12 protein-coding genes and 2 pseudogenes are annotated in these 12,484 nt (G+C 69.5%); 5 read left to right on the top strand and 9 right to left on the bottom strand.

From position 1 onward, the window contains the following. Window positions 1–598: 598 nt before the first annotated feature. Both A8G15_RS32415 and A8G15_RS32410 read right to left on the bottom strand, forming a co-directional pair. Window positions 599–1,051: a macro domain-containing protein gene (locus A8G15_RS32415; protein ID WP_342671608.1), complete on the bottom strand. Its 453-nt coding sequence runs from the start codon at window positions 1,049–1,051 to the stop codon at window positions 599–601. 78 nt (window positions 1,052–1,129) lie between these two features. After that, window positions 1,130–2,068: pseudogene (locus A8G15_RS32410) on the bottom strand (ADP-ribosylglycohydrolase family protein); the annotation flags it as partial. A 64-nt stretch (window positions 2,069–2,132) separates the two neighbouring features. On the opposite strand from A8G15_RS32410, the gene A8G15_RS29380 reads away from it, so the two are divergent. Then, complete coding sequence (locus A8G15_RS29380) at window positions 2,133–2,819, top strand: NUDIX hydrolase (protein ID WP_068166749.1); 687 nt, start codon at window positions 2,133–2,135, stop codon at window positions 2,817–2,819. A gap of 64 nt (window positions 2,820–2,883) precedes the next feature. Beyond that, window positions 2,884–3,048 (top strand): hypothetical protein, encoded by a 165-nt coding sequence (locus tag A8G15_RS31380; protein ID WP_169833962.1) that lies wholly within the window; start codon window positions 2,884–2,886, stop codon window positions 3,046–3,048. Between the two features lie 104 nt (window positions 3,049–3,152). Here the strand turns inward: A8G15_RS31380 and A8G15_RS29370 are convergent, their stop codons facing one another. Next, entirely contained in the window at window positions 3,153–3,449 is a 297-nt protein-coding gene (locus tag A8G15_RS29370) for a hypothetical protein (protein ID WP_068166746.1), read from the bottom strand. Between the two features lie 270 nt (window positions 3,450–3,719). Here A8G15_RS29370 and A8G15_RS29360 point away from each other — a divergent pair, with 270 nt between their 5' ends. Further along, the gene (locus A8G15_RS29360; protein ID WP_068166742.1) at window positions 3,720–5,432 is read left to right on the top strand and encodes an alpha/beta hydrolase; all 1,713 of its coding nucleotides are present in this window, start codon (window positions 3,720–3,722) and stop codon (window positions 5,430–5,432) included. Window positions 5,433–5,482: 50 nt separating this feature from the next. Here A8G15_RS29360 and A8G15_RS29355 read toward each other — a convergent pair whose 3' ends face one another. The 4 genes from A8G15_RS29355 to A8G15_RS29340 all read right to left on the bottom strand — a co-directional run bounded on the left by A8G15_RS29355 (window position 5,483) and on the right by A8G15_RS29340 (window position 9,532). Further along, a complete protein-coding gene (locus A8G15_RS29355; protein WP_068166740.1) occupies window positions 5,483–5,980 on the bottom strand; it encodes a DUF2505 domain-containing protein in 498 nt (165 codons plus the stop codon). 93 nt (window positions 5,981–6,073) lie between these two features. Further along, window positions 6,074–7,051, bottom strand: a complete 978-nt coding sequence (locus A8G15_RS29350) for an alpha/beta hydrolase (protein WP_082900252.1) — start codon at window positions 7,049–7,051, stop codon at window positions 6,074–6,076. A gap of 169 nt (window positions 7,052–7,220) precedes the next feature. Next, entirely contained in the window at window positions 7,221–8,603 is a 1,383-nt protein-coding gene (locus A8G15_RS29345) for an NAD(P)-binding protein (RefSeq protein ID WP_068166738.1), read from the bottom strand. A gap of 77 nt (window positions 8,604–8,680) precedes the next feature. Further along, window positions 8,681–9,532 carry a universal stress protein gene (locus A8G15_RS29340; protein WP_068166737.1) on the bottom strand — a complete coding sequence of 284 codons (852 nt, stop codon included), beginning with the start codon at window positions 9,530–9,532 and terminating at the stop codon, window positions 8,681–8,683. A gap of 111 nt (window positions 9,533–9,643) precedes the next feature. On the opposite strand from A8G15_RS29340, the gene A8G15_RS29335 reads away from it, so the two are divergent. Then, window positions 9,644–10,045: a TIGR03668 family PPOX class F420-dependent oxidoreductase gene (locus tag A8G15_RS29335; protein WP_068166735.1), complete on the top strand. Its 402-nt coding sequence runs from the start codon at window positions 9,644–9,646 to the stop codon at window positions 10,043–10,045. Between the two features lie 79 nt (window positions 10,046–10,124). Here A8G15_RS29335 and A8G15_RS29330 read toward each other — a convergent pair whose 3' ends face one another. Continuing rightward, window positions 10,125–10,616, bottom strand: coding sequence for an SRPBCC family protein (locus tag A8G15_RS29330; protein WP_068166733.1), 492 nt, complete (start codon window positions 10,614–10,616; stop codon window positions 10,125–10,127). 210 nt (window positions 10,617–10,826) lie between these two features. Between A8G15_RS29330 and A8G15_RS29325 the strand changes: the two genes are divergently transcribed. Continuing rightward, window positions 10,827–12,257, top strand: coding sequence for a wax ester/triacylglycerol synthase family O-acyltransferase (locus tag A8G15_RS29325; RefSeq protein WP_068166731.1), 1,431 nt, complete (start codon window positions 10,827–10,829; stop codon window positions 12,255–12,257). Here the strand turns inward: A8G15_RS29325 and A8G15_RS30980 are convergent. Further along, window positions 12,232–12,484 (bottom strand): annotated as a pseudogene (locus A8G15_RS30980) (hypothetical protein); the annotation flags it as partial. The gene A8G15_RS29325 and the pseudogene A8G15_RS30980 sit on opposite strands and share 26 nt — an antisense overlap.

The following is a 12,484-nucleotide window of genomic DNA, read 5'->3' as shown; positions in this document are numbered from 1 at the left end:
CATCCACCAGGAGGCCGGGCGCTCTTCGGAGCGCCCGGCCTCGTTTTTCGCTGCCGCCCTGCGATTTTCTGGTGACGACCTCCGGCCACGCTGCGGGTCACGGAAAGATCGATTTCCGGTTACGGATGATCATTACCGATCTCCACCGAAGATCGCAATTGCTTTCCCGCCTGAAAATGCACCCGCAGCGCATATTTCGACATGAGGAAGAAAGCGCGTTTCGCCCGATATCCGCAGGACAGTCCCGAATAGCAGAAAAAGGAAAAGGACCTGCGGGTACGTTCCCGCAGGTCCCTTTCTTGGAGAGCCTACTGGCTGCTCAGGCCCGAGAAGAAGTCGAGCGCGCCGAACAGGTCGGCAGCGTTGCTGAAGATGTCGGCCAGCGTGGCGAGATCGAGCACGGTGAACTCCTAGTTTTGATCTTGTGTACCGGTGACGCGGGGTCGTGCGCCGCATCAATTGTTACCGCGCTCCGGCTCTCTCTGCAATTCGGAGACATTTGCGGAAGATCGGACACAATTCGATTAAATGTGATTGCGCGCACATTCGGTGCGCAGCCCCGGCGGGAGCCCCCACGCCCGGGTAGCCTCCCCCGCTCCTACCCCAGAGCGCGCCGCATCGACTCGGCCGCACGCGGGTCCGGTGTCACGAGCACCACCTCCTCGACGTCGGCGTCCGCCCCGGTGAGCGCGGCGACGGCGTGCCGCATCGCGTCGGCGGCCGGCCATCCCCCCGCGCCGCCGGCGATGAGGGGAAACGCCACCGTGCGCGCGCCGAGCGCCTCGGCCGCCCTCAGGCTCCGGGTGTACGCCGCACGCAACTGCGCCGCGCGGTCCTCGGAGCGCGAATAACGGGGACCGACGGTGTGGACGATCCACGTCGCCGGGAGGTCGCCGGCGGTGGTGGCCACCGCTGCACCCACGGTCAGCCCGTCCGGCAGGGTGGTCGCGCGCAGCGTGTCGCACGCCGCGCGGACAGCCGGACCGCCGGCCCGGTGGAGGGCCCGGTCGACCCCGCCCTCACCGCTGAAATGTACGTCGGTCGAATTCACGACGGCGTCGACGCGCAGGGTCGTGATGTCGCCGTGAACCACGGTGATCCGCGTTCTCCGTCGTGTGCGATCGGGCTCGGCACCGCCGCGCACGGTGTCCACCGCGAGCCGGACCAGATCGCCGGCGTCGTGACCGGGCCACCCGTGCAGCATGCGGCGCCACCGGAGCGGGATGGCGGCCGCGCCCCAGCGGGCACCGAGCAGGCCACCCGCGATCGCCGCGGTGGTGTCCGTGTCGCCTCCGGCGCGCACGGCGGCTTCGAGCGCCCCGCGCAGGTGGTCCTCACCGGCACCGGGGGTGGTCGTGATCGCCCACCATGCGGTCTGCAGGGCGTGGACGACCCAGCCGTTCCGCGCGAAATCCGCGGGCGTGCCCCGTTCGGCCGCGTCGAGCAGCGGCCGCCAGAAGTCGGCCACCTCGGGCGATGCGATCTCCAGGTAGCCGCGCACGCCGTCGAACGTGCCGTGCAGCACGGCGTGCCGGATCGCGTGGGACCACAGACTGCACGCCTGTTCCGCCGTCGGGTCGTCGTGGGTGAGGGCACTGATCCGCGCTGCGGCGTCGAGACACCCGGCCCGGTCGTCGAGGTACGCGAGCGCGACAGGAGCGGTCCGCATCAGCGATCCGTTGCCCGCCTTGCGGCCGGTGAGCGCCCGGGCGTGCGCCTGCATGGCCGCCGCGCTGCCGGCACGGCGGCGCAGGACACTGCTCGTCTGGTTGCCGATGTCCTTCGGATTCGAGTCGTACCAGCGGACGAACTGCGCCGCGACCGCGTCGAGTCCACGTCCGCGCCCGATGTCGGCTCCGGTCGCGGCGACTTCGGCGATCGCGACGGCCATCGCGGTGTCGTCGGTCCACTCCCCCGGCTCCCACGCGAACGTGCCACCGCCGATCATGTCGATCCTCGTGGCGGCAGTCGGATAGGTGAATTCGTACCCCGCCCCCAGGGCGTCGCCCACGGCGGTTCCGAGCATCACCCCGGCAGCGCGGTCCATCTGCGGCGCAGTCACCTTCATCACGAACCTCCCTTTAGATCAATGTTGCGCTAAATATAGATCAGAGTTGCGCTAACATGCAAACGTGAGTGAACGGCAGGACCACCCGGACAGAGCCTTCACCGCCTACGACCGCCCCTCCGTGGCCGTCGACGTCGCGGTGCTGACCTACCTCGACGGCGAACTCCGGGTACTGGTCGTCGACCATCGCCTCGGCGGTCGCGCACTCCCCGGAACATTCCTCCATCGCGGCGAGCGCCTGGCCGACGCCGCCGAGCGCGCCCTCCGGGACAAGGCCCGCATCACCGGCCTGAAGTTCCGCCAGCTACGCATGTTCGACGACCCCGGCCGGGACGAACGCGGCTGGGTGATCTCGATGGCGCACACCGCTGCAGTACCCGTCACCGAACTACCTCCCGACGCGACACTGCCCGCCGTCGACAGTGGGGTGGTCGACGACGAACTCGCTTTCGATCACGCGGACATGGTGCGGCTGGCCGTCGACGACCTGCGCGCACGTTACGCGGCGCAGGCCGACCCGGACCGCCTGCTCGGCGACGAGTTCACCGTGCTCGATCTGCGCCGGCTCTACGAGGTGGTCTTCGATCGGTCACTGCAGAAGGACTCGTTCCGCCGGCACGTCGTCGATGCACTCGACACCACCGGTCGCCTGTCCCATCCCGGCCAGGGACGGCCCGCGGAACTTTTCCGCCGCCGGGGCGCCGCAGTGCTCCCGGCTCAGGCCGCGGTCCTGCTCACCGGCCGGGTTTGACCGAGCCTTCCGCAGGGTATTCCCCCGACGGCCGATGCGAGGCCGATCCGAGGAGGGCAGCACCGTGACGCGAGCGGACGACACCGGTCCGGGCCATGAAGTCCGCGACATCGTCGACGATCTGGAGCGCAAGGTCGAACGGGAACGCGACGAGCGCGACGTCCCGGGCAGCCGTTCCGACCGGGAGGACGTCGAACCCGTCGATACCGGGGACGACGCGCCCGACTGACCGGGCCAGGCGTTGATCACGTACAGCATCGCGGCGTCGATCAGCGGGGGCACCACGTAACCCGCGCGCCGGGCACCGACCGAGGACCGGTTCGCAGCAGACTTTCAGCTCACGGCATCCCCTACCCCGAGGTGACGAGGGTCCGTCTCCACCGCTCGCCACGGTCCTCTTCGCCCGCTTCGAGTGTCGTTTTCCTTGTCGGCGAGGAAGCTCTCCGGCTCGGCGACCGGAGTGAATCCCAGGTGCCGCAGCTTCCGCGCGATCGTCTTCGAGGCGCGTCCGGTCAGCAGGGACGAGGCGTCGAGCCTGGTATCGAACGCGGCTGCCCTGCCGTCCATCGCTGCGAGTGATGCGAGCCACTCCCGGGCTCCCTCGCTCTCCGCGTCCGGTTCGACACTCAACGGCGAGTCCGGTTCCTGCCCCGCCTCGACCGCACTGTGCCGCGTCGATGCCCGGCTCAGGCCGTGAGACGTGGGTGGGGCCGTCGACGACGAGCAGGGAGTGGCCGGACGGTCCCACCTCGTGCGCGTCGGAGGCGGCGACAATCCGGACCGTTCTTCCACCGGCCACCGATCGCACATGCTCATGCCGGGCATCCGGCCGCCGATGCTCACCGTTTCGGCGCGATCGGCCGGACCGCGCGCGGCGGCGGCGCGGGCTACTGTCGGCCGGTGAACACCCCTCGGACCTCCGACGCACCCGTCCCGGACGACACCCGCACGCCCCCGGTGACGGTGCTCGGCCTGGATTTCGTCGGACTCGTGGTCGGCCTGTTGTTCTTCGCGTGGAGTCTGAGCCCGTCGCTGATCCCGCGGGACTGGCTGTATCAGGGGTTGATCAGCGGCATCACGGCTGTGACCGGATACGGAATCGGCGTGCTGATCGCCCACCCGGCGCGCCGCTGGATCGTTCCGCACCTGACGTGGTGGCGGCGGCGCCACACCGTCCGGAAGGTCGCCCAGGTGCTGGCGGCGCTGCTCGTTCTCGTCATGGTGGTGGCGGCGCTTCTCGCCGCCGCCGATCGGCAGAACGAGATCGAAACTCTCATGGGCATGGAGGCAACCTCGTCGTTCGCGTATCTGCGGACCGGTCTCGTCGTCGCCGCTGTCTTCGCCGCCGTGTTGTTCGTCGCGCGCGGGCTGCGTCGTCTCGCCCGCGCATTCGCCGCGTTTCTCGGTGCGCGCCTGCGCATTCCGGTTCCGGTCGCCCACGTGGTGGCACCCCTCCTGCTGACCGTCCTCGTCGTCGTGTTCGTCGACCAGGTGCTGTTGGCCGGCAGCTCGAAGGCTGCGAACCTGGTCTTCTCCGGCGACAACAACAGCACCGATCCCGGCGACGCACAGCCGGTCGAGGCCGAGCGTTCCGGCAGCCCGATGTCGTCGGCCGCCTGGGACAGCCTCGGCCGGCAGGGCCGCGCCTTCGTCGACGGCGGTTCTCGCGCCGGCGAACTCACCGCGATCAACGGCACGCCCGCCCTCGAACCGATCCGCGTGTACGCGGGACTGGAGTCTGCGCCGGACACCGCGGCCCAGGTCGATCTCGTGCTCGACGAACTCGACCGCACCGGCGCGTGGGACCGGCAGGTGCTCGTCGTGTCCGCGACCACGGGTACCGGCTGGGTCAATCCCGTCGCCGCGGACGCCATCGAGCTGATGTACAACGGGGACACCGCGATCGCCGCGATCCAGTATTCGTATCTGCCGAGCTGGATTTCGTTCCTCACCGACGGGTCCGCGGCCGAGGCGGCCGGCAAAGCGCTGATCGACGGTGTGCAGGACCGGTGGTCGCAGCTGCCGGAGGATGCGCGCCCCCGGCTGCTGGTCTACGGGGAAAGCCTCGGGTCGCAGTCCGCGGAGGCCGCGTTCGACGACGTCGCGGACCTGCGGTCGTCCGTCGACGGCGCACTGTTCGTCGGGCCGCCGAACTCGAACATCCTGTGGCGCTCGTTGGTGGACGGGCGCGATCCGGGCAGCCCCGAGGTGCTGCCCACCTACGACGACGGCCTCGCGGTCCGGTTCGCCGAAGACGCACAGAATCTCGAACCGGACGGGCGGCCCTGGCTCGAACCGCGGGTGCTGTATCTCCAGCACGCGTCCGATCCGGTCGTGTGGTGGGGCCCCGATCTGTTGTTCACCCGGCCCGACTGGCTCTCCGAACCACCCGGTACCGATCGGGTTCCGTCGATGCGGTGGTATCCGATCGTCACGTTCTGGCAGGTCGCCGGGGATGTCATGCGCGGCACGTCACCGCCGGTCGGGCACGGGCACAACTACGAGGATCTGATTCCCCACGGCTGGGCGGCGATCGCCGCCCCGGACGGGTGGAGCCCGGCGGACACCGCCGGGCTCGTCCGGGCCATCGAGGGCACCGCGCCGACGGGCTGAGAGTTCGGGGGTTGCCGGACCGCGCTCGCAGGCCGGCAGCCCCTCGACGATCAGTTCCCGGCGATGTGCGCGTTCAGAGCGGCGCCGTCACCGGAGACGATGGCCTCGACCATCTGCAGGACCAGACCCTCGATCTGTCCGCCGACGACCGGTACCTTCACGGTGACCTGGCCCCGCACCTCGAGGACCGCGCCGCCGTCGCGGCCACGGATCTCCGACCGGCCCTCGATCGTCACGGGGAAGCTGGACGAGCCACCCGTCAGCGATCCCAGCGCGGTACCACCGTCGAGCGGACCCCATTCGTCGGTCCGGTGCATCACCAGCGGGCCGCGCAGGATGCCGCGCACCACAGCGGGAAGCCCTGCGGTGTCGGTCTCGTCGGTGAGTGTGACCCGGACGGTGCCGGGGCCCGCCGGGGACCCGATTTCCACTGAGCCGGTCGAGCTTCCGCCCAGACGGCCCTTCCAGTACTCCTCGCTGATCAGGGCTGCATGGACCTGCTCCACGCTGTGGTCGATATCGGCGCTGAAGGAAAATTCTTTGGACATGGGGCGAAACAATAGCCTCCCGTGCAGTGGTGGCCTACAGCACTCCCGCGAAAGTTGATCACGCCCCGCCCCGGACCCGGTGGATCCGGGAAATCACGCCCCGTGACGATCCGTTTCGGTCACCTTGCGCACGAACTCGATCGTGCGATCGAGCGCGATCCGGGAGTCTTCGAGCGAGAGATCGAACTGGAATTCGTGGCCCAGCCGGGGGGTGTGGTCGTCCGGGAAGAACAGGGAGTCGACCGTGACGCCGAGATCGGTGAGCTTCGCGGCCAACGGTTTCGACTGGGTGTTCGTGAGCGGGTCGCCGTTTCCGCCCGCGATGTAGGTGGCGGGGAATCCGGCGGTGACCCACCGCAGCGTGGACATCCGCGCGGCCGCCTCCGAGGTGCCGAAGCTCCGGGAACCGGTGTATGCCCACAGTGCCTGCTTGACTCCCCACCCGATCAGGCCTCCGCTGCCACCCATCGCCGGGACATCGTAGATGCCGCAGTTGAGGACCACACCGCGAAGCTGTTCCGCGGTGAGCGCCGGGGTGAGCCCGAGCGTGGCAGCATAATCCGGGCCGGTGACCGCCGCGGCGAGCTGCGCCGACAGCTGCGCGCCCGCGGAGTCGCCCGCCAACACGAGACGGTCCGGGTCGATGTGCAGTTCGTCCGCGTGTTCCATCAGATAGGCGTGCGCATCGTTCAGCTGGTGCACCGGGGTCGGATAGCGATGTCCCGGGGCAAGCGAGTAACCGACCGAGACGACGGTGAATCCGGCGTCGGCCAGACGCCGGTAGTAGCCGGCATAGTTCGTCCGGTTCCCGGACAGCCATGCGCCGCCGTGGGTCCACACGATCGTCGGCAGCGCGGTCGTCGTTCCGGACGGGGTGTAGACGTCCAGATACGCGTCGCGGTCACCGTCGCGGTAGGGCACGTCGGCGACGAGATCGGTCCCGGGCGCGCCGACCTCGAGTTTCTCGGTCGAATCACGGGCGCCACGCTCGAACACCGCGCGCACGAGCAGCGCCCCGGGCACGGGGGTGAGCACGAACGACCCGACCACGACCACCAGGAACACCGTCATCACGGCGAGTACCCATCGCAGGACGCGCCGCCGTGGGCGAACTCGGGCGCGGGGGCTGTTCGTCGTCACCGGGTTCTCCTGCCGTCGGTCGGAGCGCGGAGTCACCGGCCGTGATCGTCACGGCACCGCGCGTCCGAGCCTGTCGATCATCGCAAACCGCGACCGTTTCCTACGGGAGCATGGCGCGCAGCGTCGCGAGCCCGGGACGGACGTTCGCGAGGAAACGGGCCATCGCGTCCTGCACCTGCGGCCGTCCGGCATGCCGCCGCAGCCCTCTCGAGGTGTTCAGGCGCGAGCGTTCGAGCCACTGTGCGATGTCCGGTTCCTTGGACCACTTCCGGTCGGCATCCATCTCGACGAGCAGGCCACGCACCCAGTCGAGCGGAACGTCGGGCAATCGGTTCGGCGGGCACAGCCGGTTCTTCTCCTCGAGGCGACGGCCGGTCGATTCGACGAATCCCGCCATCGCAGCGTTGAACGGGATCAGCCCGGACCTGATGGGCTGCAACGTGATCCGCCCGTCGGCGAAGATCGGCACGGCCGGTGCCGGATTCAGGCCGGGTGCGGCGCAGTGCACGTACAACGCGCCGGGATCCGCCGCGATCACGCCGCCGTCGAGGTGGATCTCGTGGCGGTCGATCCACCGGACGTGCCCGAGTCGTACGACGTCCCGGATGCGCCGCAGCATTCCTAGCTCGGCGGTGCTCATCGTCGGCGCCTTGTACATCGTGGGCGTGACGTGTTCGTCGACCCGGAACAGCTGCGCGCTCGCCTCGAACCGGGCGAACAGATCGTGGGGCGACATCGCGTGCGCCGCCGATTCCAGTTGCCGCGCGATGCCCTCGATCAGATCGCCCACCAGTTCCCCGCCCTGCGCGAAGAACCGGTTGCGCAGCCACGCCTCCCGCGGTTTGATCCACCGGATCGCGTCCGGATCGACCCCGGTCTGCAGCAGCCACAGGCACGCGTCGATCGCCGTCTTGCCCGCGCCGACGACGACATAGCGTCCGGCCGGCTCGTCGACGCGAGGAAGCGCGCCGACGGGAATGCACCGTGCGTCCGGCGCGACTGCGAACGGTGGCGCACTGGTCGCCGGGACGGCCGGTTCGAGATAGGTGGCGTCCACGACCGCTTTCCGGACCCGCACCGCGACGCTCGCACCCGACAGCCGCGAGACGAATCGTCCCTCTCCGACGTAGTCGCACATCGGGAAGTACCGCACCGCTCCCGAAGCGAGCAACGACATGCGCATGACCCGGTCGTAGTACCCGCAGATCTCGGCAGCGCCGGCCTGCTCGTACATGCCCGCATTCGGCCCGTCCCGGTCGATGGTGTCGGCGCCGAGGGGCAGCGAATTCACTCCGTAGTACGCCGACGGCTGATGCAGCCTGACGAAGGGGTAGGCGTCGTTCCAGTGCCCGCCCGGCGCGTGCCGGCGATCGACCATCACCACGTCCGCGCCGTAGTCTGCGATCAGCGCATCGGTGAACGCCATCCCCGCGGCGCCGGCGCCGATCACCAGATAGTCGGTGTCGAGTGTGTGGGTGACCATGTTCGCCCGTTCTCCGTGCGACCCACGATCCCATTCCCTGCCCCGCCATGTCCACGACGGTCCCGCGGCAACGGCCGTCATCTCGCGGGTGGACAGATCACCACCGGGCACTCGCTGCGCTGCAGCACCTCGCGGCCGACCGACCCGGCCACCACACCCGCGAACCGTCCACGGCCGTGACTGCCGAGGCACACCAGTTGCGCATCGGCGGAGTGCTCGAGCAGCACCTCTGCCGGGTCGCCCTCGACGGACACCTCGGCGACCGGCACTCGCGGAAACTGCTCCCGCGCCGCGACGAGCGCTTCGGACGGCACGGCACGCGGCCCCGATGTCACCCCGGGCAGCGAAGCCCACGCGTGTACCGCCACGACGGACGTGCCGAACAACGCTGCCAGCTCGAACGCCGCCAGTGCGACACCCACACCGCGTGGCCTCGACTCGACGCCGGCGACTACCGGACGACAGTCGTCGGGAAGCCGGCCCGGCTGCCCCCGCCAACTCGCGACCGGGCACGAGGCACGCCGCACCAGGTCCTGCGCCGTCGACCGGCGCAGCAGGGCCTCGAGTGCACCCCGGCCGCTTCGGCTGTGCCCGAGCACGATCATCCGCGCTCCTTCACTCGCGGCGGCCAAGGTCGCGGCGACCGGGCCGGTTTCGACCCGGCTCTCCACGTCGAGCCGTGGGAAGTACGTGCGCACGACCGTGGCGACATCGTTCACGATCGTCTGTGCTGTCCGATATCCCTCCGCGGGCAACGGTTCCCGGCCGCCCACCTCCGGCTCGGTACCCGAGCCGTGCGGCTCGGGCAGGACGTAGACGACGCGGAGCCCACAGCGCCGTCGCGACGCCACCGCCGCCGCCCATGCCGCGGCATCGGCGGCCGACCGCGATCCGTCGACTCCGACCACCATCACACTGCTCCCGGCCATGTGTACCGCCCGTTCCCGGAAGGATCGACGTGACGAGAATACCGGCACGGCCACGGCAAACCTGCCGTACGGGCCACGTATTCGGTCCGTCCGAGGACTACCGTCGGGCGCATGGACGTTCGCCGCAGCGTCGCTGCCGCCCGGGTGGCCCGTCTCGCCACTGCGGACGGGTCCGGCGCCCCCCATCTGGTCCCGATCGTGTTCACCCTCGACGGCGATGCGATCCACACCTCCATCGACGACAAGCCGAAGACCACCCGGCGGCTGCGCCGCCTGACCGACATCGCAGAGAACCCACGGGTGAGCGTGCTCGTCGACCACTACAGCGACGACTGGTCCCAACTGTGGTGGATCCGCATCGACGGCATCGCCACGGTGCACGAGGCCGACACCGATGCCGGCGCCGCCGGAATCGACGCGCTGGCCCGCAAATACCCGCAGTATCGGGCGAGGCGGCCACCGGGACCGGTGATCACGATCGACCGGCTGCGGTGGCGCTCATGGTCGGCGTGAGCCGCGAGAACTGCATACGACGAAAGAAGAGCCGCTCGCGGGCGGGTTCCGATGATCGAGCCGATCCCGGCTCGTCATGTCAAGCCCCTTCGACTATCCCCTTGACGGCTCTCAGGGTCGCCGGTATCCCGGACAGTGCGGCTTCGCGCCGCAACTCGAGCTGAGCCTGCGCCTCGTCGCCGAAGATCTCGTCGAACATTTCGAAACCCGCGGGCTGGACCGCCCACGACTCGGTCAGGACCGTACCGTCCCCGTCCGGTGCGAGACGGTAGGACCAGCGCACCGCATTTCCGGCAACCATCCAGGTGAACTCGACCGGCTCCTCAGCGGCGACGACCTGCGACTCGGTTTCCCAGACCCGGTCGCCGGCCTGGTTGCGGCCGTGGAACCAGGCCCCGACCTCCGGGCCGGTCGCAGGCTCTTTCCACCAGCACGCACGACAAACGGGACTCCACTCCCCCGTGCGCTCGATATCGGTCACCACGTCCCACACCTCCTGCGGGGAGGCGTCGACACGGATCGACTCGGCGTGGGTGAAGCGGGAATCGAGGTCGGAATGCCGTGTCGTCATGATCCTTTCCTGAAGATGTCGGGTGCACCGCCGCATTCGGGGTCGGCGGCGCCACTGCACGAGATCGGGTGACTCGCACCGTACCAAGCACGATCGACATTCCGCCCGGCCCGGATCCTGCGGACGATGTTTCGACCCGTTCGGGGCCCGAGCCCGTGCGAAGCTGTCGCAGGGAGTCCGGGAACCGGGCGCTCGGGGGAAGGGACGGGGATGACGGCAATGGATGCGATGGGCGCCTTGATGATGACGGCAGAGGAGCTGTCGAATCCGATGCACATCACCGCGCTGATCGTCCTCGACCCACCCGAGGACGCCGGCCGAGGCTTCGCCGACGAGCTCCTCCACGCTTGCCACGCCGACGCGAACCACCTCGACTCCCGGTTGCGCCGTCGCCCGCACCGCGGTGTCGACACGGGCGGCGCCTGGGTCTGGCGGGAAACCGAGACGGACCTGAGCAGGCACGTCTTCCGAAGGTCGCTGCCGGAAGGCTCGAACCGTGAGACGTTGTGGTCTCTCGTCGGTGATCTGCACGCCGAACCCCTAGACCGGACGCGGCCCATGTGGCAGGCACACGTGATCGACGGTTTCGACGGCAACCGGATCGGACTGCTCGTCAAGGTGCATCATTCGGTGGTCGACGGCATCGGCGGTCTCCGGATGATCGAGTCGTGGGTGGGCGATGATCCGGCCCGTCGCGGTATGCGGTTGTTCGCCGCAGCACCCTCGCGGGAAGTGGACTCCGACGAGCCCGGCTCCGGCGCCACCTCACGAATCCCGGACCCGCTCGCGCTCGTTCGGTCGACCGTGGGGGCCGCGGCCTCGGGCGCGGAGTTCGCGATGCGACTCGGCAAAGGGGGAGTCCTGAACGTCTTCAGGGCGTTGACCGGAGGACCCGCGACCCTTCCGTTCTCGGCTCCGAACACCCGGTTCAACGGCCGGCTCGGTCCCGCCCGCGCGGTGGCCGGAGCCGAGGTGTCCCGCACTCGCGTCCGCGCTGTCGGTGAGGCCACCGGAACCACCGGTAACGACGTCCTGACCACGGTCGTCGCTGGTGCACTGCGATACTGGCTGCTCGCCCACCGGGAACTTCCCACCGAATCTCTCGTCGCGATCTGCCCGATCACGGTCCGCGCCCGCGACGCCACCACCGACGGCGGCGACGCCAACGCGTTCGGTGTCGCCTTGTGCACGCTCGGCACCGAACTGGACGATCCCGCACAGCGGCTCGCCGTCGTCCACCGATCGATGTCGGACGCGAAGCACCAGGTCGCCGACCTCGGGTCGGGAGCATCTCTGGCCGTTGCCCTTCCGGCGATTGCGCCGACGGTGCTGCTTCCCCAGATACCCTTCGCGCCGACTCCGCGACCGGCCTTCAACCTGGCGTTGTCGAGCGTGCCCGGGCCGGTATCCGACCGGTACTGGAACGGCGCACGGGTCGAAGCGATCTACCCGGTGTCGACGGTGTACGACGGTCTCGCCCTCAACATCACCGTGTGCTCGTACGCCGGCCACCTCGACATCGGTTATGTCGCGGGTAGAGAGCAGCTTCCCGACATCGAGACGTTGATCCCGCTCACCGAGCAGGCGCTGTCGGATCTCGAAGAGGCGGTGGGGATCACGCGACAGGCGGGCTCACCGTGACCGCGGCGCCGGCGAGGACGTCCACCAGGTCGGGGAGTTGACCCGCGGGCCCGCCGGACGGGTACATCCCTCCGACGGCGAATGCTCCGACGATCGCGACGTGGATCCGGTCGGCCAGCCGGTCACCGTCCGCGACGTCCAAACGTGCAGTGATTCCACGCAGCCGGCGACGGAGCTCCTCTTCGTGTTCGAGGCCTGACCCACCCCTCCCGCGCACCCTCCCCTCC

This window comes from Rhodococcus phenolicus, from assembly GCF_001646785.1.
GTDB lineage: Bacteria > Actinomycetota > Actinomycetes > Mycobacteriales > Mycobacteriaceae > Rhodococcus > Rhodococcus phenolicus.
This window is presented reverse-complemented; position numbering and strand designations above follow the sequence as displayed.